The 24,242-nt window shown below is 71.7% G+C and carries 22 protein-coding genes; 18 read left to right on the plus strand and 4 right to left on the minus strand.

The window, feature by feature from the left end:
- The first annotated feature begins 72 nt into the window (after positions 1-72).
- From H7A73_RS09960 to H7A73_RS10010, 11 genes are all read left to right on the plus strand, one after another.
- A complete protein-coding gene (locus H7A73_RS09960; protein ID WP_182065820.1) occupies positions 73-1,593 on the plus strand; it encodes an ABC transporter ATP-binding protein in 1,521 nt (506 codons plus the stop codon).
- Positions 1,590-2,957: an ABC transporter permease gene (locus H7A73_RS09965; RefSeq protein ID WP_182065821.1), complete on the plus strand. Its 1,368-nt coding sequence runs from the start codon at positions 1,590-1,592 to the stop codon at positions 2,955-2,957. Before H7A73_RS09960 ends, H7A73_RS09965 begins: the two co-directional genes overlap by 4 nt.
- Positions 2,954-4,246, plus strand: a complete 1,293-nt coding sequence (locus tag H7A73_RS09970; RefSeq protein ID WP_182065822.1) for an ABC transporter permease — start codon at positions 2,954-2,956, stop codon at positions 4,244-4,246. The genes H7A73_RS09965 and H7A73_RS09970 overlap by 4 nt, the downstream gene beginning before the upstream one ends.
- 19 nt (positions 4,247-4,265) lie before the next feature.
- Positions 4,266-4,748 carry a cytidine deaminase gene (locus H7A73_RS09975; RefSeq protein WP_182065823.1) on the plus strand — a complete coding sequence of 161 codons (483 nt, stop codon included), beginning with the start codon at positions 4,266-4,268 and terminating at the stop codon, positions 4,746-4,748.
- A 1-nt stretch (position 4,749) separates the two neighbouring features.
- On the plus strand, positions 4,750-6,048 hold the full coding sequence (locus H7A73_RS09980) for a thymidine phosphorylase (protein ID WP_182065824.1): 1,299 nt from the start codon (positions 4,750-4,752) through the stop codon (positions 6,046-6,048).
- 120 nt (positions 6,049-6,168) lie between these two features.
- Positions 6,169-7,281, plus strand: coding sequence for an adenosine deaminase (locus tag H7A73_RS09985; protein ID WP_182065825.1), 1,113 nt, complete (start codon positions 6,169-6,171; stop codon positions 7,279-7,281).
- Between the two features lie 3 nt (positions 7,282-7,284).
- Positions 7,285-7,731, plus strand: coding sequence for a PTS sugar transporter subunit IIA (locus tag H7A73_RS09990; RefSeq protein WP_182065826.1), 447 nt, complete (start codon positions 7,285-7,287; stop codon positions 7,729-7,731).
- Entirely contained in the window at positions 7,728-8,006 is a 279-nt protein-coding gene (locus H7A73_RS09995; protein WP_182065827.1) for a PTS sugar transporter subunit IIB, read from the plus strand. The genes H7A73_RS09990 and H7A73_RS09995 overlap by 4 nt, the downstream gene beginning before the upstream one ends.
- Positions 8,007-8,035: 29 nt before the next feature.
- Positions 8,036-8,878, plus strand: a complete 843-nt coding sequence (locus H7A73_RS10000; protein ID WP_182065828.1) for a purine-nucleoside phosphorylase — start codon at positions 8,036-8,038, stop codon at positions 8,876-8,878.
- Entirely contained in the window at positions 8,875-10,551 is a 1,677-nt protein-coding gene (locus H7A73_RS10005) for a phospho-sugar mutase (RefSeq protein ID WP_182065829.1), read from the plus strand. The genes H7A73_RS10000 and H7A73_RS10005 overlap by 4 nt, the downstream gene beginning before the upstream one ends.
- A 173-nt stretch (positions 10,552-10,724) precedes the next feature.
- The gene (locus tag H7A73_RS10010) at positions 10,725-11,651 is read left to right on the plus strand and encodes a hypothetical protein (protein WP_182065830.1); all 927 of its coding nucleotides are present in this window, start codon (positions 10,725-10,727) and stop codon (positions 11,649-11,651) included.
- An 82-nt stretch (positions 11,652-11,733) separates the two neighbouring features.
- On the opposite strand, the gene H7A73_RS10015 is transcribed toward H7A73_RS10010, so the two are convergent.
- Both H7A73_RS10015 and H7A73_RS10020 read right to left on the minus strand, forming a co-directional pair.
- A complete protein-coding gene (locus tag H7A73_RS10015; RefSeq protein ID WP_182065831.1) occupies positions 11,734-13,506 on the minus strand; it encodes an acetyl/propionyl/methylcrotonyl-CoA carboxylase subunit alpha in 1,773 nt (590 codons plus the stop codon).
- Between the two features lie 79 nt (positions 13,507-13,585).
- Positions 13,586-14,380 (minus strand): Maf family protein, encoded by a 795-nt coding sequence (locus H7A73_RS10020; protein ID WP_182065832.1) that lies wholly within the window; start codon positions 14,378-14,380, stop codon positions 13,586-13,588.
- A gap of 14 nt (positions 14,381-14,394) precedes the next feature.
- Here H7A73_RS10020 and H7A73_RS10025 point away from each other — a divergent pair, with 14 nt between their 5' ends.
- From H7A73_RS10025 to H7A73_RS10040, 4 genes are all read left to right on the plus strand, one after another.
- Complete coding sequence (locus H7A73_RS10025; protein ID WP_182065833.1) at positions 14,395-15,654, plus strand: class I SAM-dependent RNA methyltransferase; 1,260 nt, start codon at positions 14,395-14,397, stop codon at positions 15,652-15,654.
- Positions 15,655-15,851: 197 nt separating this feature from the next.
- Positions 15,852-16,571 (plus strand): response regulator transcription factor, encoded by a 720-nt coding sequence (locus H7A73_RS10030; protein ID WP_017888757.1) that lies wholly within the window; start codon positions 15,852-15,854, stop codon positions 16,569-16,571.
- 5 nt (positions 16,572-16,576) lie between these two features.
- Positions 16,577-17,830 carry a sensor histidine kinase gene (locus H7A73_RS10035; RefSeq protein ID WP_182065834.1) on the plus strand — a complete coding sequence of 418 codons (1,254 nt, stop codon included), beginning with the start codon at positions 16,577-16,579 and terminating at the stop codon, positions 17,828-17,830.
- Positions 17,827-18,876 carry a hypothetical protein gene (locus H7A73_RS10040; protein ID WP_182065835.1) on the plus strand — a complete coding sequence of 350 codons (1,050 nt, stop codon included), beginning with the start codon at positions 17,827-17,829 and terminating at the stop codon, positions 18,874-18,876. Before H7A73_RS10035 ends, H7A73_RS10040 begins: the two co-directional genes overlap by 4 nt.
- Before the next feature lie 656 nt (positions 18,877-19,532).
- Here H7A73_RS10040 and H7A73_RS10045 read toward each other — a convergent pair.
- Positions 19,533-19,766: an acyl-CoA carboxylase subunit epsilon gene (locus tag H7A73_RS10045; RefSeq protein WP_209135095.1), complete on the minus strand. Its 234-nt coding sequence runs from the start codon at positions 19,764-19,766 to the stop codon at positions 19,533-19,535.
- A 71-nt stretch (positions 19,767-19,837) separates the two neighbouring features.
- A complete protein-coding gene (locus tag H7A73_RS10050; protein WP_071406413.1) occupies positions 19,838-21,433 on the minus strand; it encodes an acyl-CoA carboxylase subunit beta in 1,596 nt (531 codons plus the stop codon).
- A 74-nt stretch (positions 21,434-21,507) separates the two neighbouring features.
- On the opposite strand from H7A73_RS10050, the gene H7A73_RS10055 reads away from it, so the two are divergent.
- The 3 genes from H7A73_RS10055 (at position 21,508) to H7A73_RS10065 (ending at position 24,238) form a co-directional block, all read left to right on the plus strand.
- Positions 21,508-22,308, plus strand: coding sequence for a biotin--[acetyl-CoA-carboxylase] ligase (locus H7A73_RS10055; RefSeq protein ID WP_182065836.1), 801 nt, complete (start codon positions 21,508-21,510; stop codon positions 22,306-22,308).
- Positions 22,309-22,312: 4 nt separating this feature from the next.
- Positions 22,313-22,861: a PH domain-containing protein gene (locus tag H7A73_RS10060; protein WP_071244247.1), complete on the plus strand. Its 549-nt coding sequence runs from the start codon at positions 22,313-22,315 to the stop codon at positions 22,859-22,861.
- A gap of 69 nt (positions 22,862-22,930) precedes the next feature.
- Positions 22,931-24,238, plus strand: a complete 1,308-nt coding sequence (locus H7A73_RS10065; RefSeq protein ID WP_182065837.1) for a UDP-glucose dehydrogenase family protein — start codon at positions 22,931-22,933, stop codon at positions 24,236-24,238.
- Positions 24,239-24,242 lie beyond the last annotated feature (4 nt).

Here is a 24,242-nt window from a genome sequence, read left to right on the forward strand (position 1 = left end):
CGGGGGATCTTCCCTCGCCCGCGTTCTTGTGCGCCCGCGTGGCGCACGCGAGACAGAAATAGACTCCCGAACATGAAGCTCGAACTCCGCGGCATCACCAAGCGTTTCGGCGCCCTGGTCGCCAACGACCACATCTCGCTCACCGTCGAGCCGGGTGAGGTCCACTGCCTCCTGGGTGAGAACGGCGCCGGCAAGTCCACCCTGATGAACGTCCTGTACGGCCTGTACGACGCCGACGAGGGCGAGATCCTGCTCGACGACGTGGTGCAGGACTTCGACGGCCCCGGTGACGCCATGCGCGCCGGGATCGGCATGGTGCACCAGCACTTCATGCTCGTGCCGGTGTTCACCGTCGCCGAGAACGTGATGCTGGGGCAGGAGCAGACCACCTTCGGCGGGCGGCTCGACCTGGCCGGTGCCCGCAAGCGCGTGCAGGAGATCTCCGACCGCTTCGGGTTCGACGTCGACCCCGACGCCAAGGTCGAGGACCTGCCCGTCGGCGTGCAGCAGCGCGTCGAGATCATCAAGGCGCTGTCCCGCGACGCATCCGTGCTGGTGTTCGACGAGCCGACGGCCGTCCTCACCCCGCAGGAGACCGACGAGCTGATGGGCATCATGCGCCAGCTCCGCGAAGCCGGCACCGCGATCGTCTTCATCACCCACAAGCTGCGCGAGGTGCGCGAGGTCGCCGACCGCATCACGGTGATCCGTCTCGGCAAGGTCGTCGGCGAGGCGTCGCCGACCGCCACGAACAACGAGTTGGCCGCGCTGATGGTCGGCCGTGCCGTCTCGCTCGTGGTCGACAAGGCTCCCGCGGCCGGTGGCGCCGACGCCCTGGTCGTCGAGAACCTGACCGTGACCGACCCGTCCGGCATCGTGCTCGTCGACGACGTCTCCTTCACGGTGCGCCGGGGCGAGGTCCTGGCGATCGCCGGGGTGCAGGGCAACGGGCAGACCGAGCTCACCGAGGCGATCATCGGTCTCGAGCCCGTCCACGCCGGCCGCATCACCCTCGACGGCAAGGAACTCACCGGGCGGAGCGTCAAGCAGGTGCTCGACGCCGGCGTCGGCTTCGTCCCCGAGGACCGCAAGGAGGACGGCCTGGTCGGCGAGTTCACGATCGCCGAGAACCTGATGCTCGACCGGGCCGACCACGCCGAGTTCGTCCGTGCCGGCACGATCCGCGCCGCCGAGCGCGACGCCTTCGCCGACGAGAAGATCGCGGAGTTCGACATCCGGACCCCGGGGCGCACCACCGCTGCCGGTCGGCTGTCCGGCGGCAACCAGCAGAAGATCGTCCTGGCGCGCGAACTGAGCCGTGAGCTGCGGCTGTTCGTCGCCGCGCAGCCCACCCGCGGCATCGACGTCGGCTCGATCGAGTTCGTCCACAAGCGCATCGTCGCCACCCGCGACACCGGTGTGCCGGTCATCGTCGTCTCCACCGAGCTCGACGAGGTCGTGGCCCTGGCCGACCGGATCGCCGTGATGTACCGCGGCGGCATCGTCGGTATCGTCCCCGCGACCACCCCCCGTGACGTCCTCGGCCTCATGATGGCCGGGGAGATCCCCGAAGGAACGGAGCTGGCCGCGTGACCACCCCACCGCCAGACAACACGCAGCAGCCGACCCCGGCTGCGCACGGCACCGCGGAAGCCCCGCTCACCGACGACCGTCTGCAGGAGGTCGAGTCGACCCCGCACCTGATGACGGACTCGGCAGCGGACACCGAGCGCCGCAACGGCGCCGGTGGTGACCGCTGGCAGGCCGCCCTGCAGGGGATCCTGAACGGCTCCGTGCTCGTCACGGTGCTCGCCGTCGTCCTCGCGCTGGTCGCGTGCGGCATCCTCATCGCGGTGACCGACGAGAACGTCCGTGCCACCGCCGGCTACTTCTTCGCCCGCCCGACGGACATGCTCCAGGCGATCGGCACCGCGGTCGGCGGCGCCTACGCCTCGCTGTTCCAGGGCTCGGTGTTCAACTTCGGTGCGGACTCCTTCCAGCAGGCGATCGGGCCGCTCACGCGCTCCGTCGACTACTCGGTGCCGCTCATCGCCGCCGGGCTCGGGATCGCGCTGTCCTTCCGCGCCGGGCTGTTCAACATCGGCGGCCAGGGTCAGATCCTGATGGGGGCCGCGGCCGCCGGGTGGGTCGGGTTCTCGTTCGACGGACCCGCCGCGATCCACATCCCGCTCACGATCATCGCCGGCATCGTCGGCGGCGCGGTCTGGGGCGGCATCGTCGGGGTGCTCAAGGCCCGGACGGGCGCGAACGAGGTGGTCGTCACGATCATGCTCAACTACGTCGCGCTCTACCTGGTCAGCTACCTGCTCCGCACCCCGGGCCTGCTGCAGGCCCCGGGCAGCAGCAACCCGATCTCACCCGCCACGAAGGACAGCGCGCTCCTGCCGCAGCTCTTCGGCGTGCGGTACGGCGTGGACCTCGGGTTCATCGTCGCGATCATCGCGGTCGTCGTCGTCTGGTGGCTCGTCAACAAGTCGTCGCTCGGCTTCCGGTTCCGCACCATCGGTGAGAACCCCCGCGCCGCCCGTGTGGCCGGCATGAGCGTCCCGTCGCTGACCATCTGGGTCATGGTCATCTCCGGTGCCCTGGTCGGCATCGCCGGCGCCTACCAGGTGCAGGGCGCGGTCACCACGGGCTTCACCTCGGGCATCGACGCCGGCATCGGCTTCGACGCCATCACCGTGGCCCTGCTCGGCCGCTCGAAGCCGTGGGGCGTGTTCTGGGCGGCGATCCTGTTCGGCGTCCTGAAGAACGGCGGCTACGCGATGCAGGCCGCCAACGGCATCCCGATCGACATCGTCGGCGTCATCCAGGCACTCATCGTCCTCTTCATCGCGGCGCCGCCGCTCGTCCGCGCGATCTTCCGGATCCCGCAGCCGGGTGCCCGCAAGCGCACGAAGACGAGCAAGAACAGCAAGAAGGCGGTCGCCGCATGAGCACCCTCAGCCCCACCGCGGCCGCGCCGCGCATGCCCCTGGACGACCGCCCGGTCGAGACGACCCGCAGCTGGAAACTCCCGATCGGGTACGGCGTGTTCACGCTGCTCGCGCTCGTGCTGTTCGGCTTCGGACACCGTCCCGGAACGGCGACGCTCCGCCTGGCCTCGAAGGGCGACTTCTTCGCGCTGCCGAACGTCCCGCTGCCGGCGACGGCCACCGGGATCGTCGTGACCGTGCTGCTCGCGCTCGCTACGGTGTACGCGATCGTCGAGACCCGTGCCTCGCGTCGTGTGCCGCTCTGGGTGACCTCGGTGTTCGCGATCGTCTTCGTGGTCGGCTTCCTGGCGTGGGCGGTCGCCGGCGACTCGATCACCATCCCCGGCATGCTCTTCGGTGCGCTCGGCCTCGCGGTCCCGCTCGTCTTCGGTGCACTCGGCGGCGTGATCTCCGAGCGTGTCGGAGTGGTGAACATCGCGATCGAGGGGCAGTTCCTCGCCGGTGCGTTCACCTCGGCGCTCATCGCCTCGCTCACCGGGTCGCCGTGGGTCGGTCTCGTCGGAGCGCTCGTCGCGGGTGTGCTCGTGTCGTTCGTCCTCGCGGCGTTCAGCATCAAGTACCTGGTCGACCAGGTCATCGTCGGTGTCGTCATCAACGCCTTCATCTCGGGCCTGACCGGCTTCCTGTACTCGCAGGTGCTGTCGCCGAACCAGCAGACGCTCAACATCGGCATCCGGTTCCCGAAGTTCGAGGTGCCGGTGCTCCACCAGATCCCGATCATCGGACCGATCTTCTTCGAGCAGTCGGTCGTCGTCTACCTGGCCTACATCGCCGTCGCGGTCGTCACCTTCGGCCTGTTCAAGACCCGCTGGGGTCTGCGGCTCCGCGCCGTCGGCGAGCACCCGCAGGCCGCCGACACGGTGGGCATCAACGTCACGAGCACCCGGTTCTGGAACGTCTCGCTCGCCGGGGCGATCGCGGGCCTCGGCGGCGCGTACTTCACGCTCGACGCCACGGGCGGGTTCACGAAGGACATGACGGCGGGCGCGGGCTACATCGCCCTGGCCGCCGTCATCTTCGGCCGCTGGGACCCGATCAAGGCCACGCTCGCGGCGCTGCTGTTCGGCTTCGCGTCGAACCTGCAGAACACGCTCAGCGCGGTCGGCTCGCCCGTACCGAGCGAGTTCCTGCTGATGCTGCCGTACGTGGTGACGATCTTCGCGGTGGCCGGCCTGGTCGGCCAGTCGCGCGGCCCAGCCGCGTCCGGCAAGCCGTACATCAAGAGCTGACGGCCTGGAGGCACGACACATGACCGACACGCACGCTGCAGGTGACCAGGGGGTCACCGCCACCGCCCCGACGGACGCCGCCACGGGCCTCCCGGTCGACGACGTGGACTGGGGCGCCCTGCGGGACGCCGCCACGGCCGCGATGCGGCGCGCCTACGCGCCGTACTCGTCGTTCCCGGTGGGCGCCGCGGCGCTCACCGACGACGGCCGGATCGTCTCCGGCTGCAACATCGAGAACGCGAGCTACGGGGTGACGCTCTGCGCAGAGTGCTCCCTCGTGTCGCAGCTGCACATGACCGGCGGCGGCAAGCTCGTCGCGTTCACGTGCGTCGACGGTGACGGGGCGACCCTGATGCCGTGCGGGCGCTGCCGCCAGCTGCTGTTCGAGCACTCGACCGAGGGCATGCTCCTCGAGACGCTCTCCGGCATCCGCACCATCGACGAGGTCCTGCCGGACGCCTTCGGGCCGCGCACCCTCGCCACGTACCAGCAGGAGCACTGACATGGCCGTCGAGCCGTTCGACACCGTCGACCTCATCCGCACGAAGCGCTCCGGCGGGGCCCTGAGCACCGCCGAGGTCGACTGGCTCGTCGACGCGTACACCCGCGGCTACGTCGAGGACCCGCAGATGGCCGCGATGGCGATGGCGATCTTCCTGAACGGGATGGAGCGGCGCGAGATCAAGGACCTCACGCTCGCGATGATCGCGTCGGGGGAGCGGATGTCGTTCGGGTCGCTCGGCAAGACGACGGTCGACAAGCACTCCACGGGCGGCGTCGGCGACAAGATCACGCTGCCGCTCGCGCCGCTGGTGGCGTCGTTCGGCGTCGCCGTGCCGCAGCTGTCCGGCCGCGGTCTCGGCCACACCGGCGGGACGCTCGACAAGCTCGAGTCGATCCCCGGGTGGCAGGCTGCGCTGTCCAACGACCGGATGATGGAGATCCTGTCCGACGTCGGCGCGGTCATCTGCGCCGCCGGCTCGGGTCTCGCACCCGCCGACAAGAAGCTCTACGCGCTCCGCGACATCACCGGCACGGTCGAGTGCATCCCGTTGATCGCCTCGAGCATCATGTCGAAGAAGATCGCCGAGGGCACCGGTGCGCTCGTGCTCGACGTCAAGTTCGGGTCCGGGGCGTTCATGCCGACCTACGAGGCGTCCCGGGAGCTCGCGCAGACCATGGTCGACCTCGGCAACGACGCCGGGGTCGCGACCTCGGCGCTGCTGACCGACATGGAGGTCCCGCTCGGGCTGACGATCGGCAACGCGCTCGAGGTGCGGGAGTCGGTCGAGGTGCTCGCCGGCGGCGGCCCGGCCGACGTCGTCGAGCTGACCGTGGCGCTCGCGACCGAGATGCTCACGCTGGCCGGACTGCCCGACGCCGACCCTGCAGCCGCGCTCGCGGACGGCCGCGCGATGGACACCTGGCGTCGGATGATCGAGGCGCAGGGCGGCGACCCGTCCGCGGCGTTGCCCGTGGCCCGCGAACAGCACGTCGTCACCGCTGGGACGTCGGGGGTGCTCACGCAGCAGGACGCGCTGCCGTTCGGTGTCTCGGCCTGGCGGCTCGGGGCCGGTCGTGCCCGCGCGCAGGACCCGGTGCAGGCCGGCGCGGGCATCGAGCTCCACGTCAAGCCGGGGGACACCGTGACCGAGGGACAGCCGCTCTGGACGCTGCACTCCGACGACGCGTCGCGGATCCCGCGCGCGCTGGAGTCGCTCGAGGGCGCGTGGACCATCGGCGCGGCCGGCTCTGCTGCCGCGGCACGTGCGCCGATCGTGCGCGAGCGCATCGGGTCCTGAACCCGGTCACCCGACCGACCGGAGGCTCCCTGCACACCTGTGGGGAGCCTCCAGTGTCTTCCGTTGTGGGTTGTGCACACGTGCCTGCGCGGCGGCGGCGACCACCGATAGCCTGGGAGCATGAGCGCCGACGCCCCGACCTACCGCCTGCCCGACGCCGGGGCGGTCATCAACGACCTGCCGAAGGTCTCGCTGCACGACCACCTCGACGGCGGTCTGCGTCCCGCGACCATCATCGAGCTCGCGGCCTCGGCGGGTGTGACGCTCCCCACCACCGATCCGGCCGAACTCGGGCAGTGGTTCGCCGACCAGTCGAACTCCGGCTCCCTGGTCGAGTACCTGAAGACGTTCGACGTCACCACGTCGGTGATGCAGACCGCACCGCAGCTCACCCGGATCGCCCGCGAGTTCGTCGAGGACCTCGTGGCCGACGGTGTCGTCTACGGCGAGGTCCGCTGGGCGCCTGAGCAGCACCTGCAGGGCGGACTGACGCTCGACCAGACGGTCGAGGCCGTGCAGGCCGGCATCGAGGAAGCCGTCGACGCCGCCGGTGGGCGCATCCGCATCGGCCAGCTCGTCACCGCGATGCGGCACGCCGACCGGTCGCTCGAGATCGCCGAGCTCGCCGTCCGCCACCGTGACGCCGGGGTCGTCGGTTTCGACATCGCCGGTGCCGAAGCCGGGTTCCCCGCCTCGAACCACCGCGCCGCCTTCGACCACCTGGCGTCCGAACTGTTCCCCGTCACCGTGCACGCGGGCGAGGCGGACGGGCTCGCCTCCATCCGGTCCGCCCTCGTCGACGGCCGGGCGCTCCGCCTCGGGCACGGCGTCCGCATCTTCGAGGACGTCGCCCTGTCCGACGCCGGGGACGGCTCGACGCTGGCCTCCCTGGGCGAGGTCGCCTCGTGGGTCCGTGACCGCGAGATCCCGCTCGAGGTCTCGCCGTCGTCCAACCTGCAGACCGGGGCGATCGCCGCGTGGGGCGACGACCTCGCCGACCACCCGTTCGACGTGCTCTACCAGCTCGGCTTCCGCGTCACGGTGAACACCGACAACCGCCTGATGAGCGGGACCTCGCTGTCGAAGGAGCTCGCGCTGCTCGCCGGCACGTTCGGGTACGACCTCGACGACCTGGCGGCGTTCCAGATCAACGCCGCGCTCGGGTCGTTCCTGCCGCTCGAGGACCGCGAGGAGATCATCGCCACCATCACGGCCGGGTACCAGGAGGCCTGACGCATGGGACTGCCACCGCTGCCGGACACCGCCGTCCTCCTCGGTGCGGACGCGCCCGCGTGGCGTGACGCGATGCGCCTGGTCGGCGGTGCGCTCGTCGCCTCGGGCGCCACCACCGACGAGTACACCGACGCCATGATCGGCATGGTCGAGGAGCACGGGCCGTACATCGTCATCTCGCCGGGGCTCGCGTTCGCGCACGCCCGGCCGGGTGGTGCCGTCGTGCGGGACGGACTCGCGGTCGTGACGCTCGCGTCGCCGGTGGCGTTCGGACACCCGCACAACGACCCCGTCCGTGTGGTGCTCGGGCTCGCGGTGGCCGAGGTCGGCACCCACCTGGAGTCGATCGGCGAGATCGCGAACCTGTTCAACGACGCCTCCGTGACCGGGCGGATCGCGGCGGCGACCACCGCGGACGAGGTCCGCGCGATCATGGGGGTCTCCGCGTGAAGATCGTGACCATCTGCGGAGCCGGCATCGGGTCGAGCGGCATCCTCAAGGTGAACGCCGAGAAGGCGCTCGACGCCCTCGGACTGTCGGCGACGGTCGTCGCGGCCGACGTCGCGTCCGTGCGGGACGTCTCCGACGACGCGAACGTGATCCTGACGAGTCAGGAGTTCGTGGAGGCGATCGGGAACACCTACGCCGAGGTCATCGTCATCGCGAACCACTTCGACCAGGGCGAGATCACGGCGGCGGTGGACCGGGCCCTCGGCGAGCACTGAGCGCTCAGTCCGCCCTTTAGAGTTGGGGCATGAGCACCGAGAACCCGCTGAACGACCCCGCTGCCGACCCGTTCGAGGTCGCGCGGGACGCCGCAGCCGCCATCGCCGAACAGTCCGGCATCGAGCGGCACGACATCGCCTTGACCCTCGGGTCGGGCTGGGGCAAGGCCGCCGACATCATCGGTGAGACCGTGTCCGAGATCCCGGCCGAGCAGGTCCCCGGGTTCAGCGCCTCGGCCGTCCCCGGACACTCCGGCACGATCCGGTCGATCCGCCTCGCCGACGGCCGCCACGCGCTCGTCATCGGTGCCCGCACCCACTACTACGAGGGCCACGGGGTCCGTCGGGTCGTGCACAGCGTCCGCACGGCCGCGGCGACCGGTGCCTCGATCATGGTGCTGACCAACGGCGCCGGCGGCATCAAGGAGCACTGGACCCCGGGCACGCCGGTGCTCATCAGCGACCACATCAACCTGACCGCGGACAGCCCGCTCGAGGGTGCGACGTTCATCGACCTCACCGACCTGTACTCGGCGCGGCTGCGCTCGGTCGCGAGGTCCGTCGACGCGTCCCTCGACGAGGGCGTGTACACGCAGTTCCGTGGCCCGCACTACGAGACCCCGGCCGAGGTCCAGATGGCGAAGACCATCGGCGGGCACATCGTCGGCATGTCCACGGCGCTCGAGGCCATCGCGGCCCGTCAGGCCGGCATGGAGGTCCTCGGGTTCTCGCTCATCACGAACCTCGCCGCGGGCATCCAGAAGACCCCGTTGTCGCACACCGAGGTCCTCGAGGCCGGCAAGCAGGCCGAGCCGGTGATCGCGGACCTGCTCGCACGCGTGGTCGCCGCACTCGGGCAGTCGGCGTCGTGAAGCTCGACCTCGACCAGGTACTGGGCACCGCGCGGGCGTGGCTGGCGCAGGACCCGGACCCCGAGACCCGCGACGAGCTGGCCGCGGCGATCGATGCGGCGGCCGACGGCGACGGGCCCGCTGTCCGGGCGCTCGCCGAGCGGTTCGACGGCCGCCTGCAGTTCGGCACCGCCGGACTCCGCGCGGAGCTCGGCTGGGGCCCGCTGCGGATGAACCGGGTCGTCGTGACCCAGGCCGCTGCGGGGCTCGCCCGGTTCCTCATCGACACCGGTCGCTCGCGCAGCGTCGTGATCGGGTACGACGGCCGGGTGAACTCGGACGTCTTCGCACGCGACTCGGCCGAGGTCATGCGCGGCCTCGGGCTCGAGGTCACCCTGCTGCCGTCGGCCCTGCCGACGCCGGTGCTCGCGTTCGCCGTCCGGCACCTCGACGTCGGCGCGGGCGTCATGGTCACGGCGAGCCACAACCCGCCGCGGGACAACGGGTACAAGGTCTACCTCGGTCAGGACGACGACGGCTCGCAGATCGTGCCGCCCGTCGACGGCGAGATCGCGGACGCCATCGACGCGGTCGCCGCGGGATCCGTGACGGACCTGCCGCGCGACACGGACTACACCGTTGCGTCGTCGGCCCTGGTCGACGCCTACGTGGCCGCCACGGCAGCGATCGTGCCCGCTCCCGCACTCGGAGTCGACGAGCAGCCGAAGGTCGTCTACACGGCCATGCACGGCGTCGGGTGGGAGACCGCTCGCGCGGTGTTCGCGGCGGCCGGGTTCGCCGAGCCGGCGGTCGTGCCGGAGCAGATCGATCCCGATGGTGCGTTCCCGACGGTGTCGTTCCCGAACCCCGAGGAGCCGGGTGCGATGGACCTGGCGATCGCCCGCGGTCTCGCCGTCGGCGCGGATCTGGTGATCGCGAACGACCCCGACGCCGACCGGCTCGCGCTCGCGATCCCCACGGACTCGGACGCCGGTGCGCCGTCCTACCGTCGGCTGTCGGGCAACGAGGTCGGCTGGCTGCTCGGGTGGCGGGCTGCCGCACGGGCATCGGAGTCCGGTGCGACCGGCACGCTCGCCGCGTCGATCGTCTCGTCGCCGGCGTTGGCCCGGGTGGCTGCGCGACACGGGCTGGAGTACCGCGACACCCTGACCGGCTTCAAGTGGGTCTCACGGGTGCCCGAGCTGCTGTTCGGCTACGAAGAGGCCCTGGGTTACCTGGTCGACCCGTCGGTCGTGCGCGACAAGGACGGCATCTCGGCGGCACTGGAGCTGCTGTCCCTCGCCGACGAGCTCGCCGCGTCGGGCTCGACCATCGCCGACCACCTCGAGGCGTTCGCCGCCGAGTTCGGGGCGTTCGCGTCGGGACAGGTGGCGACGCGCGTCGACGACCTGTCGCGCATCGGCGGGATCATGGCGTCGCTCCGGTCCACGCCGCCGACGACGCTCGGCGGCCTCGACGTGCACACGGTGACGGACTACGCCGACGGGGTGGCGGGCTTCCCGCCCTCGGACATCCTGCGCTACGACCTGTCCGGCGACGCCCGGGTGATCGTCCGCCCGAGCGGGACCGAGCCCAAGGTGAAGGTCTACATCGACACCGTCGCGGGCACCCCCGCCGAGGCGCAGCGGCTCGTCGACGCCCTGGCGAGTTCGGTCCGCCCCTTGGTGTCGTAGGGCGCCGGTCCGCAAAACACCGGTGTTCGCGCTCTGAACACCCGCACAACGCGGTGCAGAGCGCGAACACCGGTGTTTTGCTGTTCCTCCACAGGGGGTGGGGGAGCGGGGGACTCCTCACAAGGAGCGGGTCGTCGTCGTGTGGGTCCTGCGGGAGCCGTGACGGTGGGGCCATGGCTCACATCACGGTGTTCGGCGCGGCTCCGGGCGATCCCGATCCGAGGGCGCACCGACGGCTCGCGGATGCCGCACGCCGAGGGACGCTCATCCGCCTCACGGCCGGCCGGTACGTCGACCGAGACGCGTTCGGAGCAGCGAGTGCAGCGGAACGCCATCGTGCACGGGTCGAAGCGGTCGCGCCGAGCATCCACCCCGCCCTCGTGATCTCCCACGAGTCGGCTGTGGCGATGCTCGGACTCCCGTGGCTCGGAGAGTTCCCCGAGCACATCGTCGCCACCGATCCGCGTCGAGCCACCGGTCAACGTCGCGCCCATCTGCAGAAGGTCGGAGGGGCGGGTCGTCCCATCGCTTGTGCGAGCGTCGGTGGCCTGCCCGTCACGACCCTCCTGGTCACCGGGGTCGACGTCGCGCTCCGAGCGTCGTTCCGCACTGCGGTGGTCGTGTTGGACGCGGTGCTGGCCCGAGGAGTGTCGCGCGAAGCGCTGCTCGCCGAACTGCGCAGTCGGGAGCCTCGTCCGCGGGCGTCCACCCGCGCGCGACGGGCGATCGAGTTCGCGGACGCGGCTGCTGACTCGCCGGGTGAGTCAGTGGCGCGGCTGTGTTGGGCAGCAGCGGGGTTCCCGGCGCCGATGCTGCAGCAGGAGTTCCGCGATGCGGCCGGCCTGATCGGCCGGGTGGACTTCTGGTTCGAGGACGCCGGCGTGGTCGTGGAGTTCGACGGGCTGGTCAAGTACCGCGACCGGACGATGCGCGCTGGTCGGACCCCTGAGCGTGTCGTCATCGACGAGAAGCTCCGAGAGGACCGGCTCCGTGCGCACCGCTCCGTCCGGAGGGTCGTCCGCGTGACGTGGCCGGACGTCGAGCCGGGCGGCAACGGCCCCGTGGCACTCGAGGCAGCCGGAGTGCGTCGTGTTCGATGAAGCAAAACACCGGTGTTCACGAGTCGAACCGCGGTGTGCGCGTGTTCAACCGGCGAACACCGGTGTTTTGCGGGAGCCCGCGCTACGCGAGCTCGAGCAGCACGTGACCGGACGAGACCGTCTGGCCGACCGGGGCGTTCAGCCCGGTGACGACGCCGTCCTTGTGGGCCTGCACGGGCTGCTCCATCTTCATGGCCTCGAGCACGACGAGCAGGTCGCCCTTCACCACGGTGTCACCCTCGGCGACCGCGAGCTTCACCACGGTGGCCTGCATCGGCGACGCCACGGACGACCCGGACTTCGCCAGGCCCCCGCGGACGGCCGACGAACGGCGCTTCGGGGGAGCGGAGGGGCCGGCCGGACGACGACCGGCGGCACCGCCACCGACGATCGACGGCATGGTGACCTCGATGCGCTTGCCCTGCACCTCGACCACGACGCTGTCGCGCGCGGCCGGCGTCGGGAGCTCCTCGGGGGAGCCGCTCCAAGCCGGGATGTCGTTGACGAAGTCGGTCTCGATCCACTGCGTGTACACCGAGAACGGCGCGGAGTCGTCGGTCGCGAAGGCGGGGTCGGACACGACCGCGCGGTGGAAGGGGAGCACGGTCGGCAGGCCGGTGACCTCGAACTCGGCGAGTGCGCGACGCGAACGCTCCAGCGCCTCGGCACGGGTGGCGCCGGTGACGATCAGCTTCGCGAGCATGGAGTCGAACGAGCCGGACACGACGTCGCCGGAGACGACGCCCGAGTCGACGCGCACGCCGGGGCCGGACGGCGCGTTGAAGGCGTGCACGGGGCCGGGCGCGGGGAAGAAGTTGCGACCCGGGTCCTCGCCGTTGATGCGGAACTCGAAGGAGTGTCCCCGCGGCATGGGATCCGAGTAGTCGAGCACGCCACCCTCGGCGATGCGGAACTGCTCGCGCACCAGGTCGATGCCGGTGACCTCTTCGGACACGCAGTGTTCGACCTGCAGGCGGGTGTTGACCTCGAGGAAGGACACGGTGCCGTCGGCGCCGATGAGGAACTCGCAGGTGCCGGCGCCCACGTAGCCGACCTCGCGCAGGATCGCCTTCGACGACTCGTACAGCGCGGTCTGCTGCTCGGGCGTCAGGTAGGGCGCCGGAGCTTCCTCGACGAGCTTCTGGTGGCGGCGCTGCAGCGAGCAGTCGCGTGTGGAGACGACGACGACGTTGCCGTGCTCGTCCGCCAGGCACTGGGTCTCGACGTGGCGGGGCTTGTCCAGGTACTTCTCGACGAAGCACTCGCCCCGACCGAAGGCGGCGATCGCCTCTCGCGTGGCGGACTCGAACTGCGAGGCGACCTCGTCGCGCGTCCGTGCGACCTTCAGGCCACGGCCGCCGCCGCCGAACGCCGCCTTGATGGCGACCGGCAGGCCGACCTCGTCGGCGAACGCGATGACCTCGGAGGCGTCCTTGACGGGCTCGATGGTGCCGGGGGCGAGCGGGGCGCCCACCTTCTCGGCGACGTGGCGCGCGGACACCTTGTCACCGAGACGCTCGATCGACTCCGGCGACGGGCCGATCCAGACGAGCCCGGCATCGATGACGGCGCGGGCGAAGTCGGCGTTCTCGGCGAGGAACCCGTAGCCCGGGTGCACGGCGTCCGCGCCGGAGCGGCGGGCGACCGAGATGATCTTGTCGATGACGAGGTACGTGTCGGCGCTCGTGGTGCCGTTCAGCGCGTAGGCCTCGTCGGCGAGGCGGGCGTGCAGGGCGTCGCGGTCCTGGTCGGCGTAGACCGCGACCGATGCCTTGCCCGCGTCGCGGGCCGCGCGGATGATGCGGACGGCGATCTCGCCGCGGTTCGCGATGAGGACCTTGCTGATACGGGGCATGACACATCAGCGTATTCGTGCGGCGGGAGTGCGTTTTGACTGGCACCCACAAAGAACCACCCCGAAGAGGTGCGGATGTCTACAGTGCCCAGAGGTCGTGCCAGGCGAGGCCGAAGCCCCGGAGGAGCATCGATCGCAGCACCGGCAGCGACATCCCGATCACGGCGGACGGTGCCCCGTCGATCCGCGTGATGTACGCCGCGGCCCGACCGTCGATCGTGAAGGCACCGGCCACCTCGAGCGGCTCGCCCGTCGCGACGTACGCGTCGATCTCGTCGACGGACACGTCGTCGGCGAAGGTCAGCACCGCGCTGTCGACCGCGACCACGCGGTCGCCACCGGCGGCCAGCGCCGACCCACCGGGCGCGACGTCACCCAGCTGCGGGACGCCGGCGGTGGACGTGACCAGGGGCCGGACGGGAGGCACGGTGCGGTCCGGAGCCGCGCCTCCAGGCCGTCCCGTGGCCGGGTCCGGGGCCCGGCGCCGGTCGTCGCGCCGTCGATCGATCACGCAGTGTCCGCTCCACAGCGTCCCGCCGCCCGCGGCGAGCATCTGCCGCCAGCGCTCCCGGGCGACCGCGGGGTCGTGCGGCTTGCCGTACAGCTGTCCGTCGACCTCGAACGCGGAGTCCCCGCCGAACACCACCCCGTCGACCGGCGACCCGGCGACGGCGGAGTCGGCGACTGCGGACGCCTTCGCGACGGCGAGGAGCGAGACGAGCTCCGGACCGCTCAGTGCGCGGCCGAGCGATGCCGCTGCGGCGGCACCGACGGCGTCCTCGTCGACCCCGGGGGACACGAGCACGGGTTCGATCCCGGACTGGGCGAGGAGTGCTCGGCGGGCGGGGGATGTACTCGCGAGGTACAGACGCATGGGACCATCTCACCATGGGTGAATCCGTCGGCACGCTGCTCGAACTCGACGTCACCGGGATCGCCCACGGCGGCATCTCGGTGGCACGGCACGAAGGACGGGTGGTCTTCGTGTCGGACGCGATCCCCGGGGAGCGCGTTGTCGCCCGGGTGACCGAGGACCGCAAGAAGTCGTTCTGGCGCGCCGACACGGTCAGCGTCGTCACGCCGAGCGAGCACCGCGTCGACCACGTCTGGCCCGAGGCCGCGCTCGGGCGTGACCCCGAGACGCGCCCGGGTGGTGCCGAGTTCGGTCACATCGCCCTCGCACACCAGCGCACGCTCAAGCACGACGTCCTCGTCGACTCGTTCGCGCGGTTCGCACGGATGGACCTCGCCGAGGTGCTCGGCCACGACGTCGTCGTCGAGGCCGCGCCCGGCGACGACGCCGCGAACGGCCTGGGCTGGCGCACCCGCGTCCGGCTGCACGTCGACGAGCAGGGCACCGCCGGTCCGTTCGCGGCCCGCTCCCACTCCGTCATCCCGGTGACCGGCCTGCCGCTCGCGACCGCCGTCGTGCAGCAGAGCGCCCCGCTCGGCCGTGGGGCACTGCCGGGCTCGTCGGTCATCGACGTCCTCGCACCGAGTGGTTCCGAGGGCGCGCGGCTCGTCATCGACGACCAGAAGCCGACCGTGGTGACCGAGGTCGTGGGCGAGCGCACGTTCCAGGTCGACGACAACGGGTTCTGGCAGGTGCACCGCGCCGCGGCGACCGTGCTCAGCGAGGCCGTGCAGGACCTGGTCGACCGCGACCGCCTCGACCCCGAGGGCACCCACCTGGACCTGTACGGCGGTGTCGGCCTGCTCGCCGCCGCCCTCGGCGACCTGGTCGGCCCGAAGGCGCGCATCACGAGCGTCGAGAGCGCCGCCCGTGCCACCGAGCACGCGCAGGAGAACCTGTCCGAGTGGCTCGGCGCCCGCGCCGAGACCGGCCGCGTGGACCGCTGGCTGACGAACACGGTGGCGAACGCCTCGCGCGCCGAGAAGGACCGCTTCCGCGCCGGCACGATCGTGCTCGACCCGCCCCGCGCCGGTGCCGGTCGTGACGTGGTCGTGCAGATCGCCGCGCTCCAGCCGGAGCAGGTCGTCTACGTGGCGTGCGACCCGGTGGCGCTGGCCCGCGACGTCGCGACGTTCGCCGACCTCGGCTACCGGCTCGAAGCACTGCGGGCCTTCGACCTGTTCCCGCACACCCACCACCTGGAAGCCGTCGCACGCCTGGTCCCCGCCCGCTGAGGCCCGGGCACGACCCGGGCGCGACCGGGGCGGGTCCGGCTGCCGCTCCTTGCGTGCCGGGGTGTCCACCAATCGGCGGACCGGCCAGCGTGGCGCAGCCCAGAAGCCCCGCACCTGAGTCCGGGCTGGGTATCCTGGGTCGTTGATGGCACTCCGGTTTCAGGGGCCGGCGTCGCGCATCGGAACGAGAGGCCACTGTGGCAGCAGGAACGACAACCACCAGCACCGAGACGTCAGGGGCGGCCACCAGGCCGGTCCGGGTCGCGATCGTCGACGACCACGAGTCCGTCCGACTCGGGATCCAGGCGGCGTGCCAGAACGAGGGGTTCGAGGTGGTACTCACCGCCGCGAGCGTCCCGGAGTACGTCCAGAACCTCGACGGGCGAGAGGTCGACGTCGTCGTCCTCGACCTGTCCCTCGGCGACGGCTCGACCGTCACCGAGAACGTCAAGGGCGTGCAGGGGACGGGATCGGCGGTGCTCGTGCACTCCATCGCGGACCGGGTCGCCAACGTGCGTGAGGCGCTCGCAGCAGGGGCTGCCGGCGTCATCCCGAAATCCTCGGCCACCAAGACCGTGATGGCCGCGGTCGCCACCGTCGCACGCGGTGACGTGCTCAACAACCTCGAGTGGGCGAGCGCCATCGACGCCGACCGCGACTTCGCGAAGGCACAGCTCGGCCGCCGGGAGCGCGAGATCCTGCACCTCTACGCCTCGGGCCTCCCGCTCAAGCTCGCCGCCCAGCAGCTCGGCATCGGCTACTCGACGGCGCGTGAGTACCTCGACCGGATCCGGGTGAAGTACGTCGAGGTCGGCCGCCCGGCCCCGACGAAGGTCGACCTGCTGCGTCGAGCCGTCGAGGACGGGATCCTCCCCGGGCTCGACTCGGGCATCGACCCCGACGGCGACGGTCGCTGACACGGATGGCGACCGCGGCTGAGTCGGCGCGGACGGTCGTCGAACCGGCGCCGTTCGGCGCCGATCCGGCGCGCAGCGTCCGCGCTTCGATCACGCAGGCGTCGGTGGAGCGCGCGTTCGCGATCCTCCTCGCGATGGCGGCGATCGGCCTCGGCATCGTCGACGCGCCCGCGGTCCTGCAGCAGCTGCCGTACCTCGACCCGTTCTGGGGTCCGACGCTGATGCTCGCCCTCGCGGCGTCGTTCGTGTTCGTCGGGGTCTCCGCCTTCGTGCAGCGGGTCGCGCAGCTGGCGCAGATCGTCTGCGCGCTGCTGTTCCTCGTCGTGCTCGTGACGTGGACGGCGACCGTGCAGGAGCCCATCCCGTCGTCGCAGCAGCCGTGGCCGTGGTGGTTCTGCACGGTCGGCTGCACGGCAGCGGCGATGGGCTTCGCGACGTGGCGCGCGACGGTCTACACGGCGCTCGTGCCCGCGGTCTACGTGGTGATCCGGCTCAGCCCGCTCGGCGGCGACGTCGGGGTCCTCGCGGTCCTGCTCGACGGCGTCTACACGGCACTGCTCAGCGGCGCGGTGCTCGTCATCGCGGTGGTGCTGCGGCGTGCGGCCACGTCGGTCGACACGGCGCAGTCCACGGCCGTGCGGCGGTACTCGCTCGCCATCCGGGAGCACGCCACCGAGGTCGAGCGGGTCCAGGTGGACGCCATCGTGCACGACAGCGTGCTCACGACGCTGCTCTCCGCCGCTCGCGCCGACACGCTCGAGGCCAAGACCCTCGCCGCGCGGATGGCCCGGAACGCGATCGACCACCTCGAGGCCGCGGCCACCGACGGTCCCGGTGACGTCGCGCCGGTCGCCCTCGGGGAACTCCGGGCGCGCATCCGCGAGGGGGTGGGTGCCTTGCCCGCCCCGGTCCGTCTGGTCCCGACACCGACCGGGGCGGTCCGCCTGCCCGCGTCGGTCGCCGACGCGCTCGCCTCGGCGGCGCTGCAGGCCGCGGTGAACAGCGTGCAGCACGCCGGCGACGGTGACGTCTCGCGCTGGGTCCGCATCGAGCAGCAGGGCCAGGGCGTGCTCGTCGAGGTCGGTGACGACGGGCGCGGGTTCGACGTCGCGGCCATCCCCGCCGAACGGCTCGGTGTCCGCCGCTCCATCGTGGAGCGGGTCGCGACCGTCGACGGTCGCGCCGAGGTACACACTGCACCGGGCGAGGGCACCCGCATCGTGCTGACGTGGTCACCTTCCGCGAAGGTGACCGCATGAAGGTCTCCCTGCCGGCGAGCATCGCCATCGGCCTGGCGTCGCTGTTCTCCCTCTACCACCTGGTCCTCGCCGCGGCCACGCTCCCGCGCGTCGACCAGGTCGCCCCGATCATCGCGTGCATGGTCCTGTACGCCGCGGCCACCGGCCTCGCACTGTTCGTCCCCGGCAGGGTCCTACCGGTCTGGACGGCCTGCTTCTCCCTCGCCACCGCCATCGTGATGCCGGTGATCGCCGCCCCCGTCGTCGTCGATGGTCGTGGTCCGGGCTCCGCCACGTGGTGGATCGCGGCCATCGGCACGCTCATGGTGGTGCTCGTCGTGCGCGGCCGGGGCCCCTTCGCATGGGCCGGCGTGCTGTTCCTGACCGTGTACACCGTCGCGTGGGCCGGTCTCGGCTCGCTCGGCGGGCTCGGCGTGGTCGGCAGCGTCGCCTGGGTCGCGATCGCGACGGTCTTCGCCGCCGCGATGAGTCGCGCCACCCGGAACACCCGTGAGCTCGTCCTCGCCGAGCAGGAGACCGCCGACTGGCAGGCCGCGCAGGACGCCCACGTGTTCGAGCGGCAGTTCCGGCTGAGCCAGACCACCCGGATGGCCCTGCCGATGCTGCAGCGCATCATCGACTCCTGCGGCGACCTCGACGACGCCGACCGTGCCGAGTGCCTGCACCTCGAGCAGGCCATCCGCGACGAGATCCGCGGCCGGTCCCTGCTGTCCGACGACGTCCGCGACGAGGTGATGCGCCTGCGCCGCCGCGGAGCGACCGTCCAGCTGCACGACGACGGCGGGCTCGACGACCTGGACGCCCCGGACATCCGCCGCATACACGCCCGCGTCGCCGAGGCCCTCCGGCAGGCCCGCGATGCCGACAACGTCATCGTCCGGACCGTCAGCGAGGGCTCCGACTCCGCGGTGACCGTCGTCGGACTCCGGCTCGACGGCGCGGCCAGCGAGTCCGCGGCGCTCGGAGCGGGGATGGACGACGACGACGGGGACGAGGACGACTCCGTCGCGCTCTGGCTGGAGATCCCGCGGCACGAGCCGGCGTAGCGCGCGGCACGCGGACGCACGCCCCGCCCGGCACGCGTGTCGCGACGATGCACCACGTGATCGACGCGTGGATCGTCGCGAACGTGGTGTGGAGGGCGCTGCGGAGGCGGGTGGCGCGGCCGGGCGTGCGGGCGGCGGTGGACGTGATGGGGGACAGCCGGGAGGCCCGTGGCGGCGCCGCCACGGGCCTCCCGGCCGTCACGTGGGAGCGCCGGGCTGGCGCGCGCACGGAGGCGACCGCGTCGTCGTCGGACGACGTCGACGGCGTCGTTCCGCATCGGCTCCGTCCACGCCCTGGCCAGCCGCACCTGCGCCCGCCCGCACCGGCGACAAGCCCCGGGGACGGGGAACGGGCCGGTCGGATACCGACCGGCCCGTTCACGACCCGAGGCTGAGCGACAACCCGAATGTCGCCCTGCCTCGCAGCGGACGGTGGCTTCGTACCCTAGTCGGCCACCGACCTGCGATGTCTTTCGTTGAAGGACACCGAACACCACCAACTATGCCCACACCCGTGTTGCATGTCAGTCGTCATTATGGGGGACAATTCCGGCGTTTCCGGTCCGCATCCGCTGATCGTGTCCCCCGAGTGAGGGGATACCGACCGGGAAGTACGCCCTGCGACCGTTCTCGGACGCCTGCGCACCAGGGGTACATCAGCGGAGCGATCGGCCCCAGGCACCCGGTCCGTGGTCGAGCGGGCGGCGCAGTCCGCGGGCCGCGGCGTCCCATCCGGTGCGGGGCTCGACGACCACGGCGGCGCGTCCGGCCGCTGCGGCTTCGTCGGCCTGGCGCTGCAGGACGGCCACGACGGCGGCGAGCTCCTCGGGGCTGGGGTCGCCGGAGACCACCCGGACGTCCGCCACCGAGGCCGGTTCGTCCGAGGGCACGGCTGCTGCGTGGCGACCCATCAGGCCGCGGGACCGTGATGATCCCGTGCGCGGCGATTCGACCGGTTCCATCAGAGGGGGATGTTCCCGTGCTTCTTCGGGGGCAGCGTGGCGCGCTTGCCCCGCAGCGACCGGAGGGCCTTGATGACCGACACCCGGGTGGCGTGCGGCTGGATGATGCCGTCGAGCTCACCGCGCTCGGCCGCCAGGTACGGGGACGCGACGTTGTACGTGTACTCGTTCGCGAGCTTCGTGCGGACCGCGGCGACGTCCTCGCCGGACTCCTCGGCGCGCTTGATCTCGGCGCGGTACAGGATGTTGACGGCACCCTGGCCGCCCATGACGGCGATCTCGGCGGTCGGCCACGCCAGGTTGATGTCGGCACCGAGCTGCTTCGAGCCCATCACGATGTACGCGCCGCCGTAGGCCTTGCGGGTGATGACGGTGACGAGCGGGACGGTGGCCTCGGCGTACGCGTACAGCAGCTTCGCGCCGCGGCGGATGACGCCGGTCCACTCCTGGTCGGTGCCGGGCAGGTAGCCGGGCACGTCCACCAGGGTCAGGATCGGGATGCCGAAGGCGTCGCAGAACCGAACGAAGCGGGCGGCCTTCTCGCCGGCGTCGATGTTCAAGGTGCCGGCCATCGCCTGCGGCTGGTTCGCGATGATGCCGACCGTGCGGCCCTCGACCCGGCCGAAGCCGATCAGGATGTTCGGCGCGAAGAGCGGCTGGACCTCGAGGAACTCACCGTCGTCGACGATGTGCTCGATGATCGTGGTGACGTCGTACGGCTGGTTCGTCGAGTCCGGGATCACGAGGTCGAGCTCGTGGTCGGCGTCGGTGGTCTCGAGCTCGGGGGCGACGTCGTAGGCCGGCGGGTCGGACAGGTTGTTGTCCGGCAGGAACCCGATGAGCGAGCGCGCGTAGTCGAGCGCGTCGGTCTCGTCCTCGGCCAGGTAGTGGGCCACGCCGGAGACCGCGTTGTGCGTCTGGGCGCCGCCGAGCTCCTCGAAGCCGACGTCCTCGCCGGTGACGGTCTTGATGACGTCGGGGCCGGTGACGAACATGTGGCTGGTCTTGTCGACCATGATGACGAAGTCGGTGAGGGCGGGGGAGTACACGGCACCGCCGGCCGCCGGGCCCATCACGATCGACAGCTGCGGGATGACCCCGGACGCCTGCGTGTTCAGGCGGAAGATCTCGCCGTACTTGCCGAGGGCGACGACGCCTTCCTGGATGCGGGCGCCGCCGGAGTCGAGGATGCCGATGATCGGCACGCCCGTCTTCAGCGCGTGCTGCATGACCTTGATGATCTTCTCGCCGGCGACCTCGCCGAGCGACCCGCCGAAGACCGTGAAGTCCTGCGCGTAGACGGCGACGTTGCGGCCGTGGATCGTGCCGACGCCGGTGACGACCGCGTCGCCGTAGGGGCGCTTGGCGTCCATGCCGAACGACGTGGTGCGGTGCCGCACGAACTCGTCGAACTCCACGAAGGAGTTCTCGTCGAGCAGCTGCTCGATGCGTTCGCGCGCGGTGCCCTTGCCCTTCGCGTGCTGCTTGGCGATGGCGGATTCGCCCGCGGCGGTCACGGCCTCGTGGTACCGGTCGCGGAGGTCGGCCAGTCGGCCGGCCGTCGTCGACAGATCGGGGGTGTCTCCTGAAGTCACCCGCTCACCCTACCGGCGGGTGGGACGGTGCCGGTTGGAGGACCCCCACGGTTCCTGCCCGTACATTTGCGTGCATGTCCACATCCCCGTCGCCGTCGTTCCCCGCCACCAGCGCGGCCGTCCGGTCGGCGGGCGCGACGATCACCGCTCCCGCCCAGACCGGGTCCACCAACGCGGACCTGCTCGCCGCCGCCCCCGAGCAGCAGCACGGCAGCGTCGTCGCCACCCTGCACCAGACCGCGGGTCGGGGCCGGCTGGACCGCACCTGGACCGCTCCGGCCGGTGAGACGCTCGCCGCCAGCGTGCTCGTCCGTGCGGACCTGGACGACCACGACCGCGGCTGGTTGCCGCTGGTCGCCGGGGCGGCGATGCGCGACGCGATCGCGTCGGTGCTCCCCGCCGGCGCCGACGTCGTCGTGAAGTGGCCGAACGACGTGCAGGTCGCCGGGGACAAGGTGTGCGGGATCCTCTGCCAGGTCGCCGCGGACGGCAGCGTCGTGGTCGGGGCCGGCGTGAACCTGACGATCCCGACGGATCGACTGCCCACCCCGACGTCCACCTCGCTCCTGCTCGCCGGCGCGGTCGACGACGCACCCGCCCTGGCCGACGCGGTCCTGGCCGCCTTCCTGCGGTCCGTCCTGGAGGCGGTGGCCGGCCTGGTCACGGGTGGTCCCGCCGCTGAGACGGTCCGGTCCCACGTCCGCGCCGCGTGTGGGACGATCGGTCGCCGCATCCGCCTCGAGCTGCCGGACGGCACCGTCGAGGAGGCCGACGCAACCGGCATCGACGACGCCGGCCGCATCACGATCCGGGACCAGGCGGGCGTCACCAGGGGCGTCGCGGTGGGGGACGTCACCCACCTGCGGTATGCATGACGGCATGACCGCCGAGCCCCCGCCCGAACGTGTCGTCGCACGCCTGCGACCGCACGCCCGTCGGCTGGTGCGCCCGGCGGTGTTCGTCGTGCTCGTCACCGCGGCCGGCGGGTTCGGCTTCGGCGTGTTCCAGGCACAGCTGGCGTGGCTGAACGCCGTCGTCGCGCTCGTCGTCGTGGTGCTCGTCGTGTTCGGCGGCGCCGTCCCGCTGTTCCGCTGGATGTCGGAGCGGTACGTCGTCACCACCCGTCGCCTGGTCGTGGTCAACGGACTCGGTACGCGTACCCGACGGGAACTCCTGCACTCCCGCGGCTACGACGTCACGGTACGGCGCCGCGGGCTGCAGGGGCTGTTCCGCTCCGGCGACGTGCTCGTGTTCCCCGGGGACGACCCCGCGGTGGTGCTCGCAGACGTGCCGCACGCCGACCTCGTCGTCGCCGTCCTGCACGACCTGGTGGAGGCGTACGAGGCCAGGCGTCGGCACCGTGAGCCGGACTGGGACGAGATCGTCGGCGGACCGGACCGTCCGCCGTGGGGCGACGTGCGGGCCTGACCGGGCGCTGCGAGCGTCGCTGCGGGCGCCGTGATGAGACTTCGGCGAGAAACCGGTACCTTCTTCGACGTGCGTATCTCAGTGATCGGCTGCGGCTACCTCGGTGCCGTGCACGCCGCCTCCATGGCCAAACTCGGACACGAGGTCGTCGCCGTGGACGTCGACCCCACCAAGATCGAGCGGCTCGCCGCGGGCGAGGCCCCCTTCTTCGAGCCCGGCCTGCCCGAGATCCTGACCGAGGCCCTCGAGTCCGGTCGGATCCGCTTCACCACCGACATGGCCGAGGTCGCCGGTGCCCGCGTGCACTTCCTCGCCGTCGGCACCCCGCAGGGTCCCACCGGTGCTGCGGACCTGACCTACGTGAACGCCGCCGTCGCCGCGCTCACCCCGCACCTGTCCGCCGGCGAGTTCGTCGTCGGCAAGTCGACCGTGCCCGTCGGCACCGCCGCACGGCTGGCCGCCGAGGTCAGCGAAGCCGTCCCCGGTGCCACGCTCGTCTGGAACCCCGAGTTCCTGCGTGAGGGCTTCGCCGTGCAGGACACCATCGCGCCGGACCGCTTCGTCTACGGTGTGCCGGACGGCGAGGCCGGCGAACAGGCCGTCGCCACCCTCGACGAGGTCTACGCCGAGGCGCTGTCCGCCGGCACGCCCCGACTCGTCGTCAACCTGCCCACCGCCGAGCTCGTGAAGATCAGCGCCAACGCGTTCCTCGCCACCAAGATCTCGTTCATCAACTCGATGGCCGAGATCGCCGAGGTCGCCGGTGCCGACGTCACGGCGCTCGCCGACGCGATCGGTCACGACGCCCGCATCGGCCGCAAGTTCCTGAACGCCGGCCTCGGCTTCGGTGGCGGTTGCCTGCCGAAGGACATCCGTGCGTTCCAGGCGCGGGCGAACGAGCTGGGGGTCGGGGAGTCCCTGGCGTTCCTGGCCGACGTCGACGCCACGAACCTGCGACGTCGCGCCCACGTCGTCGAGCTGGCGCAGGAGCTGCTCGGCGGGGTCGTCAGCGGCAAGCGTGTCGCGGTGCTCGGCCTGGCCTTCAAGCCGAACTCCGACGACGTGCGCGACTCGCCGGCCCTCGACATCGCAGCCCGCCTGCACGAGCTCGGCGCCGTCGTCTCGGCGTACGACCCCGAGGCCGTCGTCACCGCCCGCCGCGTGCACCCCGAGCTCGACTACGTCGAGAGCGCGGCCGAGGCGCTCGGCGGGGCGGAGCTCGTGCTCGTGCTCACCGAGTGGACCGAGTTCCGCGAGCTCGATGCGTCCGCCGCCGCTGCACTCGTGGCGTCGCCCGTCGTCATCGACGGCCGCAACTGCCTCGACCGTGACGCGTGGACAGCCGCCGGCTTCACGTACCGCGGCATGGGACGCTGACGTC

It is taken from the genome of Curtobacterium sp. ME12, assembly GCF_903970855.1.
GTDB classification, from domain to species: domain Bacteria; phylum Actinomycetota; class Actinomycetes; order Actinomycetales; family Microbacteriaceae; genus Curtobacterium; species Curtobacterium poinsettiae_A.